20 protein-coding genes and 5 pseudogenes are annotated in these 23481 nt (G+C 61.3%); 18 read left to right on the top strand and 7 right to left on the bottom strand.

Annotated features, from left to right (window positions below; translation table 11 throughout):
• The first annotated feature begins 1 nt into the window (after nucleotide 1).
• From NKH23_RS31265 to NKH23_RS31230, 8 genes are read left to right on the top strand one after another with little or no spacing between them, the layout of a single operon-like run.
• Nucleotides 2-970: an ABC transporter permease gene (locus NKH23_RS31265; RefSeq protein WP_352721294.1), complete on the top strand. Its 969-nt coding sequence runs from the start codon at nucleotides 2-4 to the stop codon at nucleotides 968-970.
• A 37-nt stretch (nucleotides 971-1007) separates the two neighbouring features.
• On the top strand, nucleotides 1008-2681 hold the full coding sequence (locus NKH23_RS31260; RefSeq protein ID WP_352721292.1) for a GMC family oxidoreductase: 1674 nt from the start codon (nucleotides 1008-1010) through the stop codon (nucleotides 2679-2681).
• 1 nt (nucleotide 2682) lies between these two features.
• Complete coding sequence (locus NKH23_RS31255; RefSeq protein ID WP_352721291.1) at nucleotides 2683-3090, top strand: hypothetical protein; 408 nt, start codon at nucleotides 2683-2685, stop codon at nucleotides 3088-3090.
• A 29-nt stretch (nucleotides 3091-3119) separates the two neighbouring features.
• The gene (pcaC, locus tag NKH23_RS31250) at nucleotides 3120-3497 is read left to right on the top strand and encodes a 4-carboxymuconolactone decarboxylase (RefSeq protein WP_352721290.1); all 378 of its coding nucleotides are present in this window, start codon (nucleotides 3120-3122) and stop codon (nucleotides 3495-3497) included.
• Nucleotides 3494-4993, top strand: coding sequence for an aldehyde dehydrogenase (locus tag NKH23_RS31245; RefSeq protein WP_502912395.1), 1500 nt, complete (start codon nucleotides 3494-3496; stop codon nucleotides 4991-4993). The genes pcaC and NKH23_RS31245 overlap by 4 nt, the downstream gene beginning before the upstream one ends.
• Nucleotides 4994-5020: 27 nt before the next feature.
• Nucleotides 5021-6523, top strand: a complete 1503-nt coding sequence (locus tag NKH23_RS31240; protein WP_352721289.1) for an aldehyde dehydrogenase family protein — start codon at nucleotides 5021-5023, stop codon at nucleotides 6521-6523.
• Nucleotides 6524-6535: 12 nt separating this feature from the next.
• Complete coding sequence (locus NKH23_RS31235; RefSeq protein WP_352979807.1) at nucleotides 6536-7450, top strand: SMP-30/gluconolactonase/LRE family protein; 915 nt, start codon at nucleotides 6536-6538, stop codon at nucleotides 7448-7450.
• Between the two features lie 60 nt (nucleotides 7451-7510).
• Nucleotides 7511-8437 (top strand): LysR family transcriptional regulator, encoded by a 927-nt coding sequence (locus NKH23_RS31230; protein WP_353036323.1) that lies wholly within the window; start codon nucleotides 7511-7513, stop codon nucleotides 8435-8437.
• A gap of 442 nt (nucleotides 8438-8879) precedes the next feature.
• Here NKH23_RS31230 and NKH23_RS31225 read toward each other — a convergent pair whose 3' ends face one another.
• Complete coding sequence (locus tag NKH23_RS31225; RefSeq protein ID WP_352917343.1) at nucleotides 8880-10808, bottom strand: adenylate/guanylate cyclase domain-containing protein; 1929 nt, start codon at nucleotides 10806-10808, stop codon at nucleotides 8880-8882.
• Nucleotides 10809-11415: 607 nt separating this feature from the next.
• Here NKH23_RS31225 and NKH23_RS31220 point away from each other — a divergent pair.
• From NKH23_RS31220 to NKH23_RS31205, 4 genes and pseudogenes are all read left to right on the top strand, one after another.
• A complete protein-coding gene (locus tag NKH23_RS31220; RefSeq protein ID WP_353036321.1) occupies nucleotides 11416-12798 on the top strand; it encodes a glucoamylase family protein in 1383 nt (460 codons plus the stop codon).
• A gap of 355 nt (nucleotides 12799-13153) precedes the next feature.
• Nucleotides 13154-13462: pseudogene (locus tag NKH23_RS31215) on the top strand (VOC family protein); the annotation flags it as partial.
• A 274-nt stretch (nucleotides 13463-13736) separates the two neighbouring features.
• Nucleotides 13737-14687, top strand: coding sequence for a sulfotransferase (locus NKH23_RS31210; RefSeq protein ID WP_352917041.1), 951 nt, complete (start codon nucleotides 13737-13739; stop codon nucleotides 14685-14687).
• Between the two features lie 221 nt (nucleotides 14688-14908).
• Nucleotides 14909-15148: pseudogene (locus NKH23_RS31205) on the top strand (transcriptional regulator); the annotation flags it as partial.
• 81 nt (nucleotides 15149-15229) lie between these two features.
• Here NKH23_RS31205 and NKH23_RS31200 read toward each other — a convergent pair.
• The 4 genes from NKH23_RS31200 to NKH23_RS31185 all read right to left on the bottom strand — a co-directional run bounded on the left by NKH23_RS31200 (nucleotide 15230) and on the right by NKH23_RS31185 (nucleotide 18390).
• On the bottom strand, nucleotides 15230-16405 hold the full coding sequence (locus NKH23_RS31200) for an MFS transporter (protein ID WP_352917039.1): 1176 nt from the start codon (nucleotides 16403-16405) through the stop codon (nucleotides 15230-15232).
• 22 nt (nucleotides 16406-16427) lie between these two features.
• Nucleotides 16428-16721, bottom strand: coding sequence for a BBE domain-containing protein (locus tag NKH23_RS31195; RefSeq protein ID WP_352917037.1), 294 nt, complete (start codon nucleotides 16719-16721; stop codon nucleotides 16428-16430).
• A complete protein-coding gene (locus NKH23_RS31190; RefSeq protein ID WP_352917035.1) occupies nucleotides 16675-17388 on the bottom strand; it encodes an FAD-binding oxidoreductase in 714 nt (237 codons plus the stop codon). The genes NKH23_RS31195 and NKH23_RS31190 overlap by 47 nt, the downstream gene beginning before the upstream one ends.
• A 342-nt stretch (nucleotides 17389-17730) precedes the next feature.
• Nucleotides 17731-18390, bottom strand: a complete 660-nt coding sequence (locus NKH23_RS31185) for a methyltransferase family protein (protein ID WP_352917033.1) — start codon at nucleotides 18388-18390, stop codon at nucleotides 17731-17733.
• Between the two features lie 145 nt (nucleotides 18391-18535).
• Between NKH23_RS31185 and NKH23_RS31180 the strand changes: the two are divergent.
• The 4 genes and pseudogenes from NKH23_RS31180 to NKH23_RS31165 all read left to right on the top strand — a co-directional run bounded on the left by NKH23_RS31180 (nucleotide 18536) and on the right by NKH23_RS31165 (nucleotide 21531).
• Nucleotides 18536-19289 (top strand): annotated as a pseudogene (locus NKH23_RS31180) (IS5 family transposase).
• A gap of 124 nt (nucleotides 19290-19413) precedes the next feature.
• Nucleotides 19414-20610 (top strand): extracellular catalytic domain type 1 short-chain-length polyhydroxyalkanoate depolymerase, encoded by a 1197-nt coding sequence (locus NKH23_RS31175; protein ID WP_502912394.1) that lies wholly within the window; start codon nucleotides 19414-19416, stop codon nucleotides 20608-20610.
• Between the two features lie 55 nt (nucleotides 20611-20665).
• Nucleotides 20666-20887 (top strand): hypothetical protein, encoded by a 222-nt coding sequence (locus NKH23_RS31170; protein ID WP_352917031.1) that lies wholly within the window; start codon nucleotides 20666-20668, stop codon nucleotides 20885-20887.
• A gap of 233 nt (nucleotides 20888-21120) precedes the next feature.
• Nucleotides 21121-21531: a CocE/NonD family hydrolase C-terminal non-catalytic domain-containing protein gene (locus tag NKH23_RS31165; RefSeq protein WP_352917029.1), complete on the top strand. Its 411-nt coding sequence runs from the start codon at nucleotides 21121-21123 to the stop codon at nucleotides 21529-21531.
• Nucleotides 21532-21689: 158 nt separating this feature from the next.
• Here the strand turns inward: NKH23_RS31165 and NKH23_RS31160 are convergent, their stop codons facing one another.
• Complete coding sequence (locus tag NKH23_RS31160) at nucleotides 21690-22352, bottom strand: BBE domain-containing protein (protein WP_353036318.1); 663 nt, start codon at nucleotides 22350-22352, stop codon at nucleotides 21690-21692.
• Here NKH23_RS31160 and NKH23_RS31155 point away from each other — a divergent pair.
• Nucleotides 22345-22698: a hypothetical protein gene (locus tag NKH23_RS31155; RefSeq protein WP_353036316.1), complete on the top strand. Its 354-nt coding sequence runs from the start codon at nucleotides 22345-22347 to the stop codon at nucleotides 22696-22698. The genes NKH23_RS31160 and NKH23_RS31155 overlap by 8 nt on opposite strands.
• A 39-nt stretch (nucleotides 22699-22737) precedes the next feature.
• Here NKH23_RS31155 and NKH23_RS31150 read toward each other — a convergent pair.
• Nucleotides 22738-23289: pseudogene (locus NKH23_RS31150) on the bottom strand (FAD-binding oxidoreductase); the annotation flags it as partial.
• A gap of 97 nt (nucleotides 23290-23386) precedes the next feature.
• On the opposite strand from NKH23_RS31150, the pseudogene NKH23_RS31145 reads away from it, so the two are divergent.
• Nucleotides 23387-23481, top strand: a pseudogene (locus NKH23_RS31145) (aldehyde dehydrogenase family protein); the annotation flags it as partial.

Raw genomic sequence — 23481 nt, 5'->3', positions numbered from 1 at the left:
GATGACGCCTCTCGATACCCCGATGCAGCGATCGCAAAGCATTTCCATGTCGTCCGTCTTCGAGCGCTACGGACTGGTGATCTTCCTGGTCGCGCTGATGGTCGTTGCGGCTGTCGCTTCACCGACCTTTCTGCGGCCGGCCAACATGGTCAATGTGCTGACGATCGCCGCACCGCTTGGCATGGTCGTCGTCGGCCAGACCTTTGTCATCCTGGTGCGCGGACTGGATCTTTCCGTGGCCTCATTGATGGCGACGGTGGCCGTGCTGGCGACCGCCTTCAAAGCCACGACCAACGAGGCGATCCCGTTGATCTTCATCGCTGCGATTGCCCTGTCGGCCGTGGTCGGCCTGATCAATGGCTGGCTGGTGGCCAAGCGCAATGTCAGCCCGTTTCTCGCGACGCTGGCAATGATGATCATCCTACAAGGCGCACGCTTCGCCTACACTGGCGGCGCGCCGATCAGCACGCTGCCGCCCGGCATGGGCTTTCTGGCCTCCGGACGCATCCTTGGCATTCCCGTCAATCTGATCACGCTGGCATTCCTGGCGACTGCCTTCGGCATCGTGCTGCACCGGTCGCGCCTCGGCCGGGAAATATTCATGGTGGGCAGCAATCCGAAAGCCGCGTTCCTCAATGGAGTCGCGCCCGACCGCGTCGTGATCCTCTGCTACGTCATATGCTCAGTCTGCGCCGGCATAGGCGGGCTCTTCCTGCTCGGCTATGTCGGCACCGTGTCGAACTGGGTCGGGCAAGGCTACGAACTGGATTCGATCGTCGCGGCGGTGATGGGCGGGGTCGCGCTTTCCGGCGGCCGCGGCAATGTCTTTGCCGCGCTGCTCGGTGTGGCCGTGCTGGTCGTGATCAACAACCTGGTGCTGCTGCTCGGTTTTCCGATCGAGATGCAGCTCATCATCAAAGGCATCATCATCATCGGCGCCGCGGCCTTTTACCGGACACGGCTCGCCTGAGCGTCATGCGGTTGATGGACCTCGAGGGAGGAAGAGAATGACGGTTGAAATTCTAGCGCAACGCAATGCACGGCCGGGACGCGACGAAGAAGTGGATGTGGTGATCGTCGGCGCCGGCCCGTCCGGCTCGGTCGCAGCACTTCATCTGGCGCGCGCCGGCATTTCCGTGGTCGTGCTGGAACAGGGCGAGTGGCCGAACTATGACGACTACACCGGCGCCCGCCCGGAACACGAGCTGGTCAGCACCAAGCTCTGGCATCCCAATCCGAATGTTCGCGACAACCCGAACGACTACCCCGTCGATACGTCCACGACGGATATAAATCCGCTGATGTTCGCCGGCGTCGGCGGCAGCGCCACGCTCTATGGCGCGCAGTGGATGCATTTCCTGCCGTCCGATTTCCGGGTACGCTCGATGGACGGCGTGGCCGAGGACTGGCCCTTCAGCTATGAGGACCTCTTGCCCTATCAGCTCGAGATTGAGCGCGAAGTGGGGGTCTCAGGCCTATCCGGCGATCCGGCCTTTCCGCCGCGCGGCGCCTATCCCTTTCCGGCGCTGCCGATGGGGTCCGTCGGCCTGCGCGGCGCGCTCGGCATGGAGAAGATGGGCTGGCACTGGTGGCCGGGAAGCAATGCAATCCCGTCGGAGAAGTTCGGTGAGCTCAATCCATGCGTGCGCCGTGGCACCTGCCTTACCGGCTGCCCCGAGGGGGCGAAGTCGACGACCGACCGCTCGCATTGGCCCTTGGCGTTGAAGGCCGGCGCGCGGCTGATCACCCGTGCACGGGTGAAGGAGGTCGAGACCAACGACCAGGGGCTCGCCACCGGCGTCGTCTATATCGACGCCAATGGGCGCGAGCGGCGCCAGCGCGCCAAGGTCGTCATCCTGTGCGCCAATGGCGTCGGCACGCCGCGGCTGCTGCTGATGTCGGGTGGCTCCAGGAATCCGGACGGGCTCGCCAATTCCTCGGGCATGGTCGGCAAGCGGTTGATGATGCATCCCTTCGCAAGCGTGCTCGCCTCCTACGAGGATCCGCTTGATTCCTGGCGTGGCCCCTTCGGTCAGCAGGTCTATTCGCTGGAATTCTACGAGACGGACGAAAGCCGCGGCTTCGTGCGCGGCTCAAAATGGAACTGCATGCCGTCGGGCGGACCGGTCGGCGTGTCCGGTGCGACCGGCTCGAAGGTCTATGTCGCCGAGGAAGGCCGCTTCCAGGATTTCTGGGGCGCCAAACTGCATGAGAACGTTGCCCGCCGCTTCGGCCATTCGCTGATCTGGGGAATCGTCGGCGAAGACCTGCCGGAGGAGAGCAACCAAGTGGTGCTGTCGAAGGATCTGGTGGATTCCGATGGCCTGCCGGCACCGCAGATCGTCTACAAGGTCAACGAGAATTCCAACCGGCTGTTGCAGTTCAATATCGACCGTTGCCTGGAATCAGTGCGTGCCGCCGGGGCCATCGAGACGCTGGTTTCGACACCGGTGCGCGAATCCGGCTGGCACCTGATCGGCACAACCGTCATGGGCGACGACCCCAAGCGCTCCGTCGTCGATCAATGGGGCGCCTGCCATGACGTGCCGAACCTCTATGTCATGGACGCCTCGACCTTCCCGACCTCGGGCGCCACCAATCCGACGGCGACCATCATGGCCGTTGCGTTGCGCAATACGCAGCGCATGATTGCCGAGCGCCGCAATCAGAAGGTGGCCTGAAATGGCGAAGGAACAAGTCTTTTTCGCGCTCGCCGATTTTCTGATCCCGGCGCATGGCAAGATGCCGAAATTCAGCGATGTCTGCACGTACGCGGACGTCGAGAAATCCCTCGATTTCCGCATCGATCTCAAGGAGGCCTTTGCCCGTGCCATCGCCATAGATCCGTCCACCGGCGCGGAGGCACATCTGGAAAAAATCAACAGGCAAGACGGCGAAGCCTTCTCCGCGATCACCACCATTGCCATCGCCACCTATTACATGAACCCCCGCGTGCGTGAACTGATCGGCTATCCCGGGCAGGAAAATGTCCAGTATGATTCCAAGGCAACGCAGATCTATCTGACCAATGGTTCGCTCGGTCATGTGATTGCGCGTGGCCGCAAATATCGGCCGACCCCCGGCCTCTGACCTCCACCAAACAGGAAAGGACTACCCAAATGGGCAAGGACGTATTCGACAAGGGTTTTGAGATCCGCAAATCGGTTCTGGGCGCGGAGTTCGTCGAGAAATCCTTTGCCAGCGCCGATGATTTCAATCGACCGATGCAGGAACTGGTGACGGAGTATTGCTGGGGCGCCGTATGGGGCCGCGATACGCTCGACAAGAAGACGCGCAGCATGCTGAATCTTGCCATGCTGGCTGCGCTCAACCGGCCACACGAGCTGAAAATGCATGTGAAGGGCGCGCTTCGCAACGGCGTCACCAAGGATGAGATCCGCGAGGTGCTGCTGCAGGTAGCGATCTATGCCGGCGTGCCGGCAGGGGTCGATGCCTTCCGGCTCGCCCGCGAGGCCATGCAGGAAGCCCAGGCATGACGACGCGCCCGCCGCTCGCCGCGGAAAAACTTTCGATGCTGGTCGGCGGGCGCTTGGTCGCCTCGGCATCGGGTGATCGTTTCGAATCCTTCGATCCCTTCACCGGCAAGGCCTGGGCGCTGGTTCCGCGCGCCGGGGTTGCCGATGTCGACGCGGCCGTTCAGGCCGCCGTCGACGCCTTCCGCGGCGAATGGCGCAAAATGAGCCCGAGCGCGCGCGGACAGATCATGGCGCGCTTTGCCGATCTGGTCGCCGAGGAAGCCGAAAATCTGGCCATTCTCGAAACCCGCGACAATGGCAAGCTGATCAATGAAATGCGGATGCAGTGCAAATATATTCCGCAATGGTTCCGCTTCTTTGGCGGCCTTGCCGACAAGATCGAGGGGCGTGTTATCCCGATCGACAAGCCGGGCGTGTTCAACTACACGCGCCAGGAACCGCTCGGGGTCGTAGCCGCGATCACGCCGTGGAATTCGCCGCTGATGTTGGCGACCTGGAAGCTGGCTCCAGCACTTGCCGCCGGCAACACGATCGTCTGGAAGCCATCGGAATTCTCCTCTGTCTCGGCGCTGTTCTTCGGCCAGCTCTTCGAAAAAGCCGGCTTTCCCAAGGGCGTCGTCAACATCATAACCGGCTTCGGCAACGAGATCGGCGACCGGCTGGTCACGCATCCCGATGTCGCGAAAGTGGCCTTCACCGGCGGCGACGCCACCGGCCGCCGCGTCTATCAATCGGCCGCAGGTGGGCTGAAGAAGGTGACGCTGGAGCTCGGCGGTAAATCCGCCAACATCGTCTTCGCCGACGCCAAGATGGAAGCGGCCATACCCGGCCTCGTTTCCGGCATCTTCGCAGCGACGGGGCAGACCTGCATCGCCGGCTCGCGCGCGCTCGTGCAGCGCTCCGTCTATGACCAGGTGACGGAAAAACTGGTCGAGTTCGCAAGGACCGCGAAGATTGGCGATCCGCTCGATCCCGAAACGCAGGTCGGTCCGATCACGACGCTGCCGCAGCGTAAGAAGGTGCTCGACTATATCGGCATCGCCAATGGCGAGGGTGCAACGCAATTGCTGGGCGGCAAGGTGCCCGAGGACGAGTCGATCGCCGACGGCTGGTTCGTCGAGCCGACGATCTTCGGCAACGTCAAGCAGTCCATGCGCATCGCGCAGGAAGAAGTCTTCGGACCGGTGCTCTCGATCATTCCGTTCGAGGATGAGGACGAGGCGGTGGCGATCGCCAATGACAGCATTTACGGCCTTGCGGCCGGTCTGTGGACGCAGGATCTCGGCCGCGCGATCCGCCTGCCTGAACGGCTCGAAGCCGGCAGCATATGGGTCAACATGTATCGTGCGACCAGCTATCTCTCGCCCTTCGGCGGCTACAAGCAGTCGGGCTTCGGGCGGGAGAACGGCCACACCGCCATCTACGAATATCTCCAGGAAAAAAGTGTCTGGATCGACGGCGGGAATTCCATTCCGGCGCCGTTCGTTCAGCGCTGATCGGACACGACCTTCGAGGAGAAAGCCATGGCCATACGTTTCGACGCCGTGCCGCAACTCGATCCCGAGGTGGCCAAGTTCGTGGGCGGTAGGCACGCGATGTTGGTCGGCAATGAATGGCTGCCGGCAAATTCTGGAAAGACGCTCGACGTGGTCGATCCGTCGAACGGCCAGGTCATCGCTGCGGTGCCGGCGGGCGACAGGGCCGACGTCGATCTCGCGGTCAAGGCGGCGCGCAAGGCGCTCGACGGTCCATGGTCGAAAATGGTGCCGGCCCAGCGCGCCAAGCTGATCTGGAAGCTGGCCGATCTCATCGACGCCAATCTCGACATGCTGGCGACACTCAACTCCTACGAAAGCGGCAAGCCGATCGGCGATTCCAGGAATGGCGAGGTGCCGTTTACCGCCGAGACCTTCCGCTACTACGCCGGTTGGGCGACCAAGATCAACGGCGAGGCCATGACCATCAATGCGCCGGGCGACTGGCATGCCTACACGCGCCGCGAACCGGCCGGCGTGGTCGGCCAGATCATTCCATGGAACTTTCCGCTCGCCATGCTGGCCTGGAAGGTGGCGCCGGCATTGGCGGCCGGCTGCACGATCATCCTGAAACCGGCAGAGCAGACGCCGCTCGGCGCGCTCTATTTCGGCAGGCTGGTCCAGGAAGCCGGATTCCCGGAAGGCGTGGTCAACATTTTGACAGGTTTTGGCGAGGCCGTTGGCGCTCCGATGTCGGCCCATCCGGATATCGACAAGATCGCTTTCACCGGTTCGACCGAAGTCGGCCGGCTGATCGCGCGCGCGGCGACAGGCAATCTCAAGAAGGTCAGTCTCGAACTCGGCGGCAAGGCGCCGACCATCGTGCTTGCCGATGCCGATATCGAAATGGCGGTGGCAGGCGCTTCCAGCGCCGCGTTCTTCAATGCCGGCCAGAGTTGCGGTGCGGGAACGCGCTTCTTCGTTCACAAGAAGATTTACGACAAGGTGATGTCCGGCGTCGCCGAGCGTGCCGAGAGGCTGAAGCTCGGCGCCGGGCTTGACCCCTCGACCGAACTTGGCCCCGTCGTCTCGCAGCAGCAGATGGAACGCATCACGCGGCTGATCTGGGAAGGCAGATCCGACGGCGCCGAGATCGTCACCGGCGGTGCACGCGCCGGCGAGGTGGGCTATTTCGTCAAGCCAACCCTAATTGCCAACACGCGGCCTGACATGTCGGTCATCCGCGAAGAAATATTCGGGCCCGTGGCCTGTGCGATGCCCTTCGACGATGAGGACCTAGATCAACTCGCCAGGGACGCCAACGACACGGAATATGGCTTGGCCGCCTCGATCTGGACCAACAATCTCGGTGCCGCGCACCGGTTGGCCGCGAAGATCAAGTCGGGCACGGTCTGGATCAACTGCCACAACTTCAACGACGTCACCATGCCTTTCGGCGGTTTCAAGCAATCCGGCTGGGGGCGCGAACTCGGCGAGCAGGCGCTCCAACTCTACACCGAGACCAAGACCGTCGCCATCCGCCTGCCGTAAGCGAGACCGTCGATGTCCTGTTATGAGATCATCGATGCGAGGTTCGGCGATCTGATCGATCCTGTCGCTTTCCTCGAAACCATCCATACGGGGAATCGCTGGACGGAGGGGCCGGTCTATTTCGCCGACCACCGGTCGCTGGTGTGGAGCGACATTCCCAATGACCGCATGCTGCGCTGGGATGAAGAAACTGGCGCAGTGTCTCTCTTTCGCGGCAACATCGCCAATCCGAACGGCAATACGCGCGACCGGGAAGGGCGGCTCGTCACCTGCATGCAGGGCGAGCGCCAGGTTGTGCGCACCGAATGGGATGGCTCGGTCACGGTGCTGGCCGATGCGTTCGACGGCAAGCGGCTGAACTCGCCGAACGACGTGGTGGTGAAGTCGGACGGCAGCATCTGGTTCACCGATCCGAATTACGGGATCATCTCCGACTATGTTGGTCGCAGGAGCCTTCAGGAACAGCCGGGCTGCCGCGTCTATCGGATCGAGCCGCTATCGGGAAAGGTCACCGTCGTCGCCGACGATTTCTTCATGCCGAACGGGCTTGCGTTCTCGGCAGACGAAAAACAGCTCTATATTTCGGACTCCGGATTTCTCACTGACCGCAATGCGCCTCACCACGTCAGGTTGTTTGACGTGGAGGGCGAAAAACTGATAAATTCCCGCGTGTTCGCCGAGATTTCTCCGGGCATACCGGATGGCTTCCGCATCGATGTCGTGGGCAATCTCTGGATCAGCGCCTGGGACGGCGTCCAGTGCCATACAGCGGATGGCGAGCTGATCGGAAAGATTCAAGTGCCTGAAATGGTTGCGAATGTGGCGTTCGGCGGGCCGCGCAACAATCGGCTGTTCATCACGGCGACGACTTCGGTCTATGCAGTCTTCCTGAATGTCCGAGGCCTGAGATTTCCATTCGGGAAGTAAGAAGACACCACGGAAAATTCCTGAAAGCTTTGCCGCAGCGGATGGCCAGATGGGTGAGAGTTGGACACGAAGCAGCTACAGGTATTCATCGCCGTTGGTGCGGCGGGCAGCTTCTCGAAGGCCGCGCTCGACCTCAACGTCACCCAGCCGATGGTCACGCGCCATATTCGTGGGCTTGAGGAGGAGCTCGGCGTCGAGCTGTTCTATCGCAACGGCCGCGGTGTGGTGCTGACCGAGGCGGGCGTGCTTCTGAAGGCCCATGCCGACGAGATCGTCGAGCGGATGCGGCTGGCGCAGAATGCGGTGTCCAACCTCAAATCCTCGCCGAAGGGGAAGTTGGTGCTTGCCGTGCCGCCCTCGGTCGGTACCGTGCTGACGGTGCCGCTGGTCAAGAAGATCAAGAACGAGTTTCCCAATGTCGCGCTGCAGGTGATCGAAGGCTTCAGCGGTCATATCCTGGAATGGCTGATTGCCGGCCGCATCGATGCCGCCGTACTTTACAATTCGCCGAACCATCCTTCCGTGCTGACCGAACCGCTGGCCGATGACGAACTGTACCTGATCGGACCGGCCTTGCACGAGCGCGTGCTGCCGCGCGGTCCGGTTGGCCTCAACATCTTCGCCGAACTGCCGATGATCCTGCCCAGCCGCCCGCACGGGCTGCGGCGGCTTATCGACAACACATTGGCTGAGCATGGCATCTATCCGCGCGTCGAGATGGAGCTTGAGGCCATGCCTTCGACTCTGCTCCTGGTGGAGGAGGGAGCCGGCTACACGGTTCTGCCCTATGCGTCGGTCCATCTCCTCGTTGAGGCTGGCCGCCTCGAGGTCTGGCCATTCGACCCGCCGATTACCCGACAGCTGATCCTCGCGACCTCCTCGCACCGACCGATGTCCTCGAACTTTCGCCCACTCTTCCGTGCGGTGCGCACGGAGCTGCGGGACATCATTTCCACCCACATCTGGAAGCCATTGGCGCCATCTTGAACAACCGATGGGCTCGGACTTGCGTCACCCTCGGTCGATCGGCGATGGTGCAGATAGGAGCCTCGACGGCAACGGCGACGTTCGGTTAGCATTGTTCGTCGATTCGATGGCTGCGTGAGCCTGACGTATTCAGCGGGTCCATGTGTCTCTTGCGATGTTTAGCATAGAGATGTCTGCTTTTTTACCGATTTGTCCGCAGACCGGACCGGCCGCTTCCGGCCCATTCCTGACATAGTCGCCACTGCTCAGAAAATCACTTGCTCAGCCGGCTTCCACCGTAGGGATACTCACTTGAGCGTTTGACCCTGAGTTCTTCGTTCGCTAGCGGGAGCCTCGCGCGGCGTCACAACCATACGCGTCATCGCCTCCAACCTTCGGCGACAGCGCCCGCCAGTGCCGGGGCGATTCGCGGCTCACGTCTCCCTTTTGCGCCGAGCTTGTTCTATGGCTGCCCGAGAGGCTGCGCCTCCCCCGCCTCGCATTCCGGCAGCCGCACAGGTTTGGCGAGTTTTGCCAGCGACCCGGTCTTGGCGCACGCCGGGAAGCCGGCTAGCGGCATTGTCTCGATGAAACGACCGCGCTCCGTCTTGCTCAAGCTGAATTCATTGACCATGCCCTCGACGGTCAGGTCCGGATACCGTTTGAGGGTTTCCCGGACCGAAGCATTCGCCTCATCGATTCGACCCAGAGCCGCAAAGGAGCTGCTACGCACCACCCAACCCCCTTTGCCGTAGTTATCGGGCGTCTTGCGCTCCAGCATCTTCAAGGCGTCCTCATAGCGACCAGCCATAAAATAGGCAGTGGAGTAGAAAGCAGTTGCCCACATCGGGTAATTCGGGTCGAGCCGTATAACTTGGTCGACCAACTGAGCGCCGCGTTCGGGTTCGTCGAAGCCTGCCGCAAAGCCGGAATAGAATGTCAGGATTTCGGCCGAACCCGGAGCGAGGCGGAGGGCCGTGTCCAGCTCGACCTTGGCGCGGGCGTTGTCGCCCTTGTCTTTGAGGCTCATGCCAAAAACGGCGTGTGCCTCGGCGTCGCTCGGATCGAGCCGCACCGCGCGTTCGGCTACATCGGCAGCCGCCTTGATCTCGCTCTCGGGATTGATACCGAAGCCAGCCAATATGTTATGAGCATGATAAAGTTCCACCCAGGCGCGGGCGAACCCCGGGTCCAGCTCGACAGCGAGGTTGAGCAGCCTGATGGCCTCCTCCTCATCCGCTACAGTAATCTTTTCAATCCTTTCGGTTCCGAGCAGATAGTAATCATAGACAGTCAAGTTGTCCGGCCGTTTACGCTTCGCTGCAGCCCGCCCCGCGCCTTGAATCAGCCCCACGCCGTTGCCGAGGCGGTTGGTGACCTGCTCGGCGATCTCGGTTTGAACGGCGAATACGTCTTCAGCAGGCCGGTCCCATCGCTCCGACCACAGATGGTTGCCGGTTTTTGCATCGATCAGCTGCGCGGTGATCCGCAGCCGACCGCCCAGGCGCTGGATCGAGCCTTCCAGCACATAGCCGACGTCGAGCGCACTCGCGACCTGGCGGACATCCAGCGACTTGCCTTTGTACGCTTGCGTCGAATTGCGTGCCACGACGTCGAGTTCGGGAAACTGCGCGAGATCGGTGATGATGTCTTCGGTGAGGCCATCGGCCAAACGCCCGGTGGCCTCGTCGCCGCCATAATTATTGAAGGGCAGCACCGCGATCGACGGCTTGGCCCCCAGTGGCGCAGGCTGAAAGACCCACCATGTCCCTCCACCCGCCAGAGCCAGCACCACGATGGCCGCCGCAGCCGTCCTGGCCCAGCGCGGCATCATTCCGAGAAGCGGGCGGCGCACCGGCTTGCCATCGAGCCTCAGCCGGTACATCCGCACGGGGCGATTGATATTCTTGACTTGCTGCTCGCCAGCGAAATCGAGGGGCCAATCAAGCTTGCCCTGCAGATGGTCAAAGGCCGTGCCCGATACGATCACGCCGCCCGGGTCAGCGAGTTGCTGCAACCGAGCGGCGATATTGACGCCGTCGCCATACACATCGCCATCCACGAGCGCCACATCGCCAAGATTTATCCCGATGCGGAACACAATCCGCTCATGCTCCGGCAGTCCACCATTGCGAACGGCCACAGCTTTTTGAATTTCGGCTGCGCAGATTACCGCATCGACCACGCTGTCGAAGACGACAAGTGCGCCATCTCCTAATAGTTTGACAATTCGACCCTGGTGCCGAGCGATCGCCGTATCGGTTACGTCGGCCCGGATAGCTCTCAGGCGTCCGATGGTGCCAGCTTCGTCAATTTCGATCGCCGTTGAATAGCCGACCATATCCGCTGCAAGGATCGCCAGCAGTTTCCGGTTCAATGGAGGGACGATCATCATCCGGCCCCGGACCCAACATGGCTAAAATTGTACACCTATCGCGGCGCCCTGACGAGCCCGCCCGGCCAAAGCCAGGAGGTCGTCCATTAGCCCCGGTGGTCCGAAAGGTCGCTTCTGGCGCACAGCGGTCAGACGAGGCTGGACGCAAGGGCCGGCTATCTTGTCCAGTCATCTTGAAAGCTGACAGTCCGGTTCCGGCCCCTTCCAGGCATTCACAATGCCGGCCGATCGCCGATCTGACCGCCAGAGGCTGTTGACGTCGAAAACACATAAGCCGCTAGATGTTCCCCTTTTGTGCTTCCAAAAGTCGCATAAACAGGCAGTGTGGAACTCGAACATTCCGGCTCATTGTTTTTGCGGGTTCCGCTCGTGGAAGAGCTGGGTGGAGCAGAACCGTCGGCGTTTCATGAATGCGGATTTCCGCATCACCTAGCTCGATTTGATCCGTGACCGCCGGATATCGTCGATGCGGGAGTACACTCGCGCGCATGATTTCGACGAACGCGGCGATCTTTTTATCCGCATTGAGAAACCTTGCATTTGACGGATGCAGGTGGTGTTACGCTTGCGGAGACCGGGTATCTCCACGCGGCAATCCTTCATATTGACCGGCGGTCTGTATGCCCATTTCAGGAACACCGGCTCGATGATTCCCAGCACGCTCCAAGCACCCGACTTCCCGGCAAACGTTCGCGACCTCGAAGATGAAGCGCTGCTGGATATCGTGCAACGGCAAACGGCCCGGTACTTCTGGGAAGGCGCACATCCCGTCAGTGGTCTTGCCCGAGATCGACAGAAGACCACCGGTGCTCCGGCCAACGATCTCGCAGCCATTGGCGGCTCTGGCTTCGGCATCATGGCAATCATCGTTGCTGTTGAACGCGGTTGGATCGATCGCGCGGCGGCATTATGCCGATTGCATCGAATGCTGGATTTCCTGGAAAGCTCGCCGCGCTACCACGGCGTGTTCCCGCATTTCATCAATGGCCGTACCGGTGCGATAATTCCATTCCGTCGCAAGGATGACGGCGCTGATCTGGTCGAAACCACTTTCCTGTTTCAAGGTCTGATCTGCGCCCGCGAGTATTTCGCCGGGATGGCAACCGAGGAAGCACGCCTTCGCCATAGCGTGAACGCGCTGTTGTCACAGGCCGAGTGGAACTGGTTCACACGCGGGGCCCGGCAACTGATGTGGCACTGGAGCCCGAACCACGGCTGGGCGATGGACAGCCCGATCAGAGGTTGGAACGAATGCATGCTCACCTTCGTGCTGGCGGCGGGATCAACTCGCCACCCCATTGATCCGGGCATCTATCACGAAGGCTTTGCTGGCGGATCCGACTTTCGAAACGGGCGCGATCATGACGGGATCGTCCTGCCATTGGGAATGGATTCTGGTGGTCCGCTCTTCTTTTCGCAATATTCCTTCTGCGGGCTCGATCCACGAGGCCTAAGCGACCGCTACGCCGACTACTGGCAACAGAACCTCCGTCATACGCAGATCAATTATCGGCATTGCGTCCGCAATCCCCATAACCATCTGGGATACGGCCCTGACTGCTGGGGTCTGACCGCGAGCCATGGGCCGCGAGGATACATCGCAAGTGCACCTGACAGGGACTTTGGCGTAATCGCCCCGTCCGCTGCCCTGTCGAGTTTCCCTTATGCTCCGGGGGAAGCGATGCGCGCACTGCGCGGTTTCCTGACCAAGCCTCGAAACCGCATATGGGACCGCTTCGGCTTTGTCGACGCGTTTTGCGAACCTCGCAACTGGTACTCCCGGACATATCTAGCGATCAATCAGGGGCCAATCATCGCGATGATCGAGAACCATCGTACAGGGCTTTTGTGGAGACTGTTCATGGGCGCGCCGGAAGTGCGCAAGGGCTTGGGAAGGCTGGGCTTCACCAGCCGGCACCTCGACACATCAACGTCTGCTCAGGGGCCACGAGCTGCCGCGGGTATGGCCACACTGGGTTGCACCTAGCGCCGCAGGGTGGTTTCTTCCCTGAGTGATCTGCTGGCAGGTCGGAGCAGTTCGCGAAGCGCGTCCCGCCGCGTCGTAGCTACTGCTCAGGATCGGGAAATGTCAGCGACTTGGTCTCGAGAAAGTCTAAGCGCGGACTCCAAGCGCTATCATGTATTCCCGAAAACGATGGAATAGATAGCGGCACCAATAAATAACGCAGTCGACATTCTCATGAATAGCTGAAATGAAAAATACTCTCTCATCGCGGCCTCCTTTGTTTCTATTAATTTTTCTCGGCCAGGATTTGACCATATCACATAAGGATACGATCTGGTAATTTATATGTTCCAGCGCTGCAGGGAAACAACGGCCGATGAAGAGCCAAGAAATTCTAGCCGACACCACCCGTCTCGGCCCGGTTCATCTGCGCGTCGTCGACATTCCAGCCGCCTTACCGGTCTGGCGTGACGTGGTCGGCCTCTCGACCCTGACCAGGGACGGCGGGATCGCCGAACTCGGCGTCGACGGCAAGAGCCTTATTGTGCTGCACGCCGGGGCTACAAACGTCCTGCCGTCAAAGTCCCGCGATTTTTTTCATGTCGCCACCCATGTCACGACACGCAAGGAATTGGCCCGAGTCGCCGCCCGGCTGCGGGCCTCCGGCCTGAGGCACAGCGCCCAGGATCACCTAATCTCGGAATCCCTTTACGTTTCCGACCCTTCCGGCAATGGGATCGAGATCTGCTTCGACACGGCCGGGCGCTTCGCGTCTAGGGAAGCGATGGCTGGCGGCGGTGTTTCGCTTGTCGCCAAGGACGGCACAAGGCATTCCGGGCTGGAACCTCTGGATATCGATCGATTGCTGCAGGAGCTCGACCCGGCGGACCGTGTCAAAGTTCCGCTGGCGGCGGACACCTTCATCGGTCACACTGCGCGTGCGGTCGCCCGAAACGCTGATGGCGTTCTACCTCGGCGTGCTTGGCTTCAGGCCACATATCCAGTCCGCAACGTTTGGCCTGTTCGACTGCGGCACCGAGGAACGTCCGCACATGGTGGCATTCAACATCTGGGCCCGCGACGAGCTGAAGGAGCCACCGCTCGGCGCGGCAGGTCTGGAGCATTTTACCGTCGTGCTTCCCAGCCGGGGAGACATCGCGGCCGTCGCGCGACGTCTCGGCGAGGCGCACGTGCCCTCGCTGCAAACGGAGGGGGCGCTGGACCTCTCCGACCCTGAGGGAAACCGCCTGCGGATGGTGCTCGCAAGCGATTGGTCTGACGGGTGTAGGTCTGAACCGGGGGGCACAATGGCGATGAAGGTAATCGGAACGGGCTTTGGCCGGACAGGAACGGATTCGATGCGCGAGGCGCTGACGATCCTTGGCTTCGGCCCCTGTCACCACATGTTCGAAGTCATGGCCAATGAAGACCAGAAGCGGCTTTGGCGTGCGCTGGCGAAGGGCGCGGCACCAGACTGGAACCAGCTGTTTGCGGGCTACGCGTCCTGCATCGACTGGCCCTCGGCGCACTATTGGCGTGATCTGATTGAGTTCTATCCGGACGCCCGGGTCATCTTGACATACCGATCGCCGGAAAGCTGGTGGAAAAGCTTCGAGAAAACGATCCTGGCAGGCATCAGCCAGAGCAAGGATCAGGAGTCGCTGGGCCTTACCTTGATCTCCAGGCAGGTCTTCGGCGGCCTGCCGCACGATCGCGCCAATGCCATAGCCGTCTACGAAGCCAATGTAAGGGCGGTCATTGCGACAGTGCCGCCGGGTCGGCTGCTGGTCCACAATCTGGGAGATGGGTGGACGCCGCTCTGTCGGCATCTCGGTGTCCCAGTACCGGACCAGTCCTATCCCAATCGCAACAACACCAGGGACTTTCAGTCGGCCCTTGCACAGAACTAGTCTGACCGTATGCAATGGGTCAGGTCACGACGATACTCGCGACGACGGTCAGAACCCGAGTTGGGGTAGCGTCAATTTCTGACCTACAGGCGACCGCCGTCCCATCAATTTTCAACGACGGCTTTGCGCCCCACGTCGGCTGTAGAGATCAGTTTCGTCTAGTGCTGAAAGCAGACGGCAACGGCACCGGTGGCCGGAATTGCACCGGAACGGACGCCTATGCGAGTCGCGCCGCTTACCGGTCCGTTCAGGCCAATCCCGCACATAGCATCACTTACGTGCAATTGGCCGCTGCCCTTGCCAAACTCGGCCGGCTGGAAGAAGCGAGGGCAGCTGCCGCGCGGGTGCTCGAACTGCATCCAAGGTTCAGTTATAGCCGCCAGTTTGCGGGCGTGAATTGTGCTCCAGCGCTCGTGGAGTGCCTTGGTGATGCGCTGCGTACTGCTGGACTGCCAGAGTAGTGCCATAGAATCGGTCAGACCGGGAGCCGGGACAACCGTGCTGATGTCGCGGTACCAGCGGTATCGGCGCGACTAGCCGCCTTACCTGGATGGAACCACCATCGCCCTTGGGAGACGGCTGATCCGGTGGAATGACCAAAGGAGGAAAGGGCAAAGGAGGAGTGCGGCAGCGCCGAAATCGAGCGCGATGGTTGCTGTACCGGCCCAAGTCGCAAGTTTGCCGCCGATCGCCGGGGCGGCCAACATGCCGGCATAGTAGACCGTGTAGAACACTCCCATCCCGATCGATCGCGTTCTTTGATCGAGCACCCGTGCGGGCAAGCTCATAATCGCGCCGGCAGGCAGGCCGCATACGACCCCCATGGTAATGATGAGGGGAAGCACTGGTCCGCTTCGCGACAGAACGAGCATTAGGAGTGCAAAACCGACACAGCCCGCGGTGAGGACCGCGTCGCCGCGTTTGCTGCGATCGGCCAGCAAGCCACCCAGGGGGACCGAAAGGGTGGCCAGCCAAAGCACCAGGCTGGTCGCCGATCCCGCCTCCGGGCTGGACCAGCCGCGCTCGACAAGCATTGAGGGGCCGAAGCTGAAGACCATTGCGAAGCCGACATTGTAGAGACACCAGATCAGGCCGGCAGTGATGAGGGCGAAGGTGGTCCCGGCAGAAATGCCGCGGCGTTCGATCCCACCGGCGGGCGATACCTCCGGGGTGCGATAGATGAAGGTCATCAAGCCGATGCCGACGATGACCAGGACCGAAACGGCAATGCCCACCGAGGTCACCCCGAATGTCATTCCGATTGCCGGCAGCAGCATGAGAGCGATGGCGATGCCCGCTGGCCACGAGTTGATGTAGATGGCCATGGCGGTTGCGATTTCCCGTCCGGCAAACCAATCGGCGACCATCTTGGTCATCAGGACATTCAGGAGGACACCGCCAGTGCCGCTTATCAATCGGCCGCCGATCTGCAGGCTCCAGGACGCCGACGCCGTCATCAGCATTTCACCCTCCAGCATCATCAGGAGCCCAGCGAGAACGGTCGCCTTATCGCCATAGCGCTGGCCGATGGTCGCGCCAGGCAGGGCCAATGCGACTCCCGGTGCAAGATAGAGGCCGATTAGAATGCCGATGTCGGCCAGGCTCGCACCGACGCTATCGCTGATAAGAGGCGCGACGGCGGCGACGCTCTGAAACTGAAACGCCATTGCGGTGCGGGCGACAAACAGAACAGCAAGGATCGTCCAGCGACTGCGCACGGTTCCCCCACGGATTTTCGAATTATCCAGGACTGATATTTTGATTCAATCGGAAGAAATTGGTCGGGTCGTATTGCTTCTTGATGGCGACGAGGCGCGCATAATTGGCGCCGTAGGCATCACGCACGCGGTCGTCACCCTCATCACCGAGATTGTTGGCATAGACTCCGCTGGTTGAGAATGGTCTGACCGCATTCCACAGGTCGCGCGCCCAGCGGATATTTGCCTCGTCATCGGCCGGATCGTCCCAGATGGCGATCGGGAAGCAGTCAAGGGCCGCATCGCGGTTGGCATAGGGCGAGTGCGACGCGGGCACGCGAGCGATCGCGCCGCCGACCTGCTGGAAAACCAGCAGGGAAGTGATTGGGAGCCCTCGCGTAACTGTCGAGCAGCGCCTCGATCGCACCATCGCTGATCTCGCGCATGAACTGCGCTTTCCAGTAATAGCGTCGCCCGCGTGGAAAGAGGCTGTCGCCCGCCGATTGAATCTGAAGGTAAGGAATGGCTTTAAGGCGACTTTCGGTGGGGGATCCGAATTTCATCAGCGGCGCGATGGCTGGTTCGCCCGCTTCGGGCGACCCGACATAGCAAGCCGAGATGCTGAAGGCCCGCTCGCCCGAGGGCAGCGTGACGAGCGCGGCATCGACGCTCACCCCGTCCGGGGCGTCGCGGGAGAATTCATCGTAAAACCGCATGGCCTCGCGCGCGTGACTGTAGGCGTGCAGCACGGTGCCCACGAGAAGCGCCGGGCCGAGCGGGTGCAGCCGGTATTCGAACGCCGTCACAATGCCGAAATTGCCGCCGCCGCCTCGCAAGGCCCAGAACAGGTCGGGATGCTCGCTGGCCCTTGTCCGCAACAGCCGTCCCTCGGCGGTGACGATTTCAGCCGCGATCAAATTGTCGCAGCTCAGTCCGTGCTTTCGCCCGAGCTTGCCGAAGCCACCACCCAGCGTGAGGCCGGCAATACCGGTGTCGCCGTTCACGCCCATGGTCGTCGCGAGGCCGTGCGCCTGTGTGGCTGCGTCGAACTCGCCCGAGGGTCAGGCCGGCTTCGGCCCTGGCGATGCGGCGCTCGGGATCAACGACGATTATCTTCATGCGGCCTAGGGTCAGGACCTATTAATCTGGCATCAACTGCCAAGAGCCATCGCTTTCGGAATAGGCCTCGAACGGCAACTTCCCGCCATTATGAGATTAGACCAAGGTCTCAAAAGCGCCAATTGCAGACATCGGAACCAAAACGTGAGCCTAAACCACGGCAAAAATTAGCTGCATTGGCAGGCCGCGACGACCTTCGAAGCACGCTTCCTAAGGAGGTTTGGCTCTCACCAAATACCCGGGAGAAGCCGCCATCGGACCCGCGCGGCGTAATCCGAATAGCCCGCAAGCTCCGCGCGAAGAATTCGGTCCTCCGTGATGGTGCGGTAGAGCAGAAACGGCAGGGTAAAGAGCACAACGAGCGCAGCCGCAAGCCACGATCCGAGCGCGGGTCCGCTTGCCGCTATGATCAGAAATCCAGCGGTGTAACCAGGGTGGCGGACGAAGGCATAAGGCCCCGTGCTGACGACGTGCTGGCCGCGGTCGGCCTGGATGCGAATGACTGAGGAGAAAAACCGGTTCACACGCATAGCCCATAGTGCAAGGGCGTAGCCGGCCGCGACCGTGAACAGGCAAACGCCCTGAAGCCAATCGGGCACGTTGTCGCTCCAATGGAAACGGCCACGGTCAAGCCCCGCAACGATCCAATGCATGAACAGAACGAGCGAAAAGACCCTCAGCGAGAGCGGCGGCTTCTTGCCACCCGGCCGCATGCGTTCGCGCAGGAGGTCCGGATCGAGCGCCGCGAACGAAACGATCATGACGACAGCGAAGATTGCGAGATAGGCCCAAAAGCCCGGGACAGCGATCGTGCCGGCCGCTGAGAACAATGCGGCGGCCGCGGCGACCACAAACAAACCTGCCTTGAAGTAAGCCGAGACGGGCATCCGCTACCTGCCACCTCAAAGGAGACGCGAAGTACGGTGTCCAGTTTACCCCGATGTCTGGCTTGGGCCAACAGGGGACGGTGGCATTTGCCACTTGCGGCGGCATCGACGGATTGATTCAACGGTTGCGCGAGGAGGCGCTGCCATGAGTGATTTGATGCTGTTGTCTGAGGCGCAGACGCGCCGCATTAAGCCATACTTTCCATTGTCGCACGGTATTCCGCGAGTGGACGACCGCCGGATCATCAGTGGTATTGTCTTCGTTATTCGGAACGGATTGCGCTGGCGCGACGCGCCTAAAGAATATGGTCCCCACAAGACGATTTATAATCGCTTCATCCGATGGAGCAGGCTTGGTGTGTTCAGTCGAATCTTAGCCGAACTCGCAGCCAGACGCGGCAAGCCGGAACAATTGATGATCGATGCTACCCATTGAAAGCACATCGGACGGCAGCCAGCCTGTTAAAAAAGGGGGATGTTCCTACACGTATCGGGCGGACCAAAGGTGGTTTGAATTCGAAACTACACGCGGTGTGCGATAGCCAGGGCCGACCTTTGATCATGTTGCTAAGCGAAGGCCAGATGAGCGATTTCAGAGGGGCCGCTCTTATGCTCAAAGCCTTGCCACAAGGCCAAAGCAATGCTTGCAGACAAGGGATACGACGCCGACTGGTTTCGAAAGGCGCTGGCTGATCGCAGAATCACCGCCTGCATTCCGTCAAAGGCCAACAGAAAGGTCCCAATCCCGCACGATGTTGTGCTCTACAAGCAACGTCACAAATCGAAAACATGTTCAGAAAACTCAAAGACTGGCGTCGTATTCACACTCGATACGACCGCTGCGCCCACACCTTTTCTCAAGCATATGCATAGCAGCGGCCGTGATCTTCTGGCTCTGATCAGTGAGTCCTGACCCTAAGTCATAGTGCGCTTGTTATTGTGCAGTGCAGCAACGATATTGCTGCCTGTGCGTTGTGCGCAGCGCTGCCGCCATTTTTGGCGGCCGGAACAAAGGATACTAATTTGCGAAAAATCTCCGACACGATCACCTGCTTTGCGGCATTCCGCGCCGGGCAGAGTTTTCAAAGCCACGGCCAAGGCCGCGATCGGTTATCGGATCTGGCGGATTTCGGCTCCAATCCGGGCGCCTTGCGGGCGAGGATCTACGTTCCGGATGCTTTGCCTGAAGCGGCGCCTCTTGTCGTGGTGCTGCATGGCTGCATGCAGACCGCAGCCGGGTACGACCATGGTTCCGGCTGGTCGCAACTGGCCGACCAGGAAGGTTTTGCCCTGCTGTTTCCCGAGCAGCAACGCGCCAACAATCCCAACCTCTGCTTCAACTGGTTCGTGCCCAGCGATACAAAGCGGAACGGCGGAGAGGCCCTTTCGATCCGCCAGATGATTGAGGCGGTTGTCGCTGAAGATGGCCTCGACCGTAAGCGTATCTTTATCACCGGCCTCTCCGCCGGAGGCGCCATGACATCGGTGATGCTGGCTTGCTACCCGGAGGTCTTCGTCGGTGGCGCGATCATCGCCGGCCTGCCGTATGGGAGCGCAAAGACTATCCCGGAAGCCTTCGACCGCATGCGCGGTCATGGCGCGCCCTCGGAAAGGCAATTGCAGAAGGCCCTGCGCGGTGCCTCGCCGCACAAAGGTCCTTGGCCATCTATATCGGTCTGGCACGGCTCCACCGATCAAACCGTAGCATCCTCCAATGCTGATGCCATCGTCGGACAATGGCGAGCCATTCACGGGCTCGATGCACGTTCAGTCCGATCAGAAATTGTGCATGGTTATTCACGGCGTGTCTGGTGCAATGCCCAAGGGCAGGAAATCATTGAGGAATATCGCATCGCCGGAATGGGCCACGGTACGCCGCTTGATACGGCCGGTGACGCGGCGCTGGGCGCTGAGGGACCGTTCATGCTCGACATCGGCATCTCGTCCACCTCGCATATTGCGCGCTTCTGGGGCATAGCGAAGTCAGGTAGGAACCGGGCGGCGAAAACCAGGCCGGTGAAAGCCAACGGCGAGACTCGCTCTGCCCGTCTCTCAACTACTTTGTCGATGCCCGAAATCGAGACTCCCAAAATGCCACACCCTGCGCCACGCGCTGCGAGGGGAAATGGTCTACCTTCTCAGGAGCCCAACTCCGCCGCAGAGATCCGAAAGGTTATAGAGGATGCCCTGCGATCGGCTGGCTTGATGCGGAATGTCTGAACCCAGGCTCCTGGTGACCGACCTGAGGTCTCTGGCGCGCCCGGATGCAGTGCGCTTGAGCGCTGCATTCGGCTTGACGGCAGCCGAGGCCAGGCGGGCCGCGCGCCTCGCGTCGGGGGATGGCATCAATGTGGCGGCAATTGCTCTCGGCATCGGCCGCGAAACCGCGCGCACCGAGCTCAGAGCGGTATTCGGCAAGACCAACACACACCGCCAGGCGGAACTCCCCGCGCTCGTCACCCGCCTTCGGCTGTCCCGCATGATGACCGATTGGTAGGAGCGTAACTCCGATCGGACGCGTCCGCCCTCGATGCTGGCGAGCAGAACGCTCGACAAACGGGTGGCAGCCTACCCCAACTTCCGCATTTGGCGCGCATGGTCGGTTGGTGTGTTCAGACTTCAGATTGCCTGATTAGGCTCGGGAAGGTCCGGCCGGGGTGGGATGTTGCCACTCGTCGATGGGAACTACCATGGAGCGCCACCTGCTGACGTTTGCGCCGAACGCAGCCAATGTCACGAGTCGAGTCCGAAGCGATCTATAGATCGGGGCACAGGGGAACGGCAACTTGGAAGCCAATTTTGTTATTGTTGCGTCTCAGGTCCCCACAAAGCGTCAGGAGATTCCGCCGAATTGTTCGTCCGTTCAAACTTGGAGCATACCGATTTCTTCGTCCCCTGTGCGACGTCCGCCCATCCGGCGAGTCGCTGAACGTCGGCGACGGTCTGCTTCGCCTCTTGCCCGACCGGCCCGTCGCCGATCCGGATGGGTGTCGGGGGGTGCTAGTCGATCTGTGGCCCATGGCCTATCGCTTTAAGAAGGGGCATCACGTCAGAGTGCAGGTTTCCAGCGGCGCCGCGATTTGCGCGAAATCTGGGAACGGGGGAGCCGCTCGGAACGGCGACCACGATGATGCTGGCTGAGCAGAGCATCTTCCGCGACCCGGCTCATCCGTCGGCCGTCATTTTGCCCATGAAGCCAAATCATTCTGTTGACCGTGGCGAACTCGCCCATCAAAGGTCGCACATTGAATCATGATGAGATCTGGTGGAGGTGTCCGGTGAGGTTCCATCGCCAAATGTCAGGTCCCTCTCGTGAAGCCGTCGGCGCTCCAGCGTTCACTGCCTACGCCGTGATGCACGAAGAAGAGGCCGCCCGGGTCGTATTTGTCCTTCACGGCGAGGAGCCTTGCGTAGTTCGCGCCCCAAAAAGATTCCCGCCACGCCTCGTCGAAGAAATCGCTTTCCGACACATAGGAGCCGACGGCCGGCAGTTTACGCGCCTCGGTCATTGCGTTGTCGATCGCGGCTGCATGCCGGCGGGCGGTCGGCACGTCGGGCTCGTGACCGGGAATGCCGGGGTAGGTCGGCGGCCCTTCGGCGCCGCTGATGGCCAGCGCGAAGGCGTCGAGCACCGCCGGGTTCGTCGCCATGTCGTGGGCCGCCTCGATCGCCTCCACAGAGGCGCCGGCCAGGCCCTTGTTGAAGTGCAAGGAGATGCCCCAATGCCGGGTCGCCGCGAACAGAGCATCGGCGAGATGGCCCTGCTGGCCCGGTTGCAGGAGGGAGGACGGAAGCCAGGCGGACTGATAACCGTGCAGGACCTGTCCCGCTTCCCCCAGGTTGCCTGCCCAGAACAGGTTGGCTTTTGGCGCGCCGGGGCGATCGTCGGCAATCACCAATCCGGGAAGTTGCGTGAGAAACGCGGGGTCCCAGAAATTTCGGGCCGGCACCGCCATGATCATCGGCACCGAGTCGAGGCTGAAAATCCTGCGGAGCGCCTTCCAGCCAGCTCAAGAACGGCCGCCAGACCGTCTCCGCCTGCAGCTGGTCGAGCCCTTGGAACACCATTGCGATATCGAGAACGTTGCCCGGCCGGAGGCGGATCTGCTCGCCCCAATGCGGATTGAACAGCGCCGCGCCGTAGAATTCCAGGATCTGGCCGATCAGCCGGCGGAAGGCGGCGTCCGATGCCGCCTTGATCGTCGCGAACACCGCACCGAAGAACTCTGGCAGTTCGTGTGTGCGCAGCGTAAGCCGCGTTACCACGCCGAGGCTGCCGCCACCGCCGCCCTTGATTTCCCAGAATAGGTCAGGGTTCGTACAGGCGTTGGCGATCCTCACTTCGCCATCGGCGGTAACGATCTCTGCCTCCAGCAGGCTCGCCGCGGCCATCCCGTAGGCCTTCGAGAAACTGCCGAAGCCGCCGCTCAGGATCAGGCCCGCAACGCCCACCGTCAGGCAGCCGCCGCCCTGGACGTAGCGGCCCGCCTTCGTCGTGACGGCGTCGTAGACGTGACCCCAGATCGCGCCTGCCTCGACGGTGACGGCCGGCTGCGGCGGCTGTTGCCCGGCACATCCCGTGGCGACGAACGCATCATGCAAGGCGACGGCGTTCATTTTGCGTGTCCAGATCACCAGGGAATCGGGGGCACTGGAGGTGCCCTGATAGCTATGCCCGCCGCCCTTCACGACCAGCCGCAAATTGTTCTCGCGGGCGAAATTGACCGCCGCCACGACGTCGCTGGTCGTTCGGGCGGCCACCGCATAGGCGCTCGGCTGAGACGTCCAGCCATCGACCCAGCCGAGGGTCTGCGTCAGCCCGACCTCGTCGCCGAGGTAATAGGGATTCTTCAGTTCCTTGAAGACATCGGCGCAGCGGGGGCTCGACGGCGCTTCCATGCACGCGGCGAGCGGTGAGCGAACCTTTACGAGTTGGCCCTCGACCTCCTGGTTAAGCCGGTCCCAACTTGCCTGGGACGGCCATTCCCATGACGACCCAATTGCCAGGGATGAGATATTCGGACCGGTGCTTTCGGTCATTGCCTTCGATGATGAAGAGGAAGCTATCCGTATTGCCAATGACAGCCCGTA

Origin of the sequence: Mesorhizobium sp. M1328, assembly GCF_040318075.1 — a bacterium.
Classification (GTDB): domain Bacteria; phylum Pseudomonadota; class Alphaproteobacteria; order Rhizobiales; family Rhizobiaceae; genus Mesorhizobium.
This window is presented reverse-complemented; position numbering and strand designations above follow the sequence as displayed.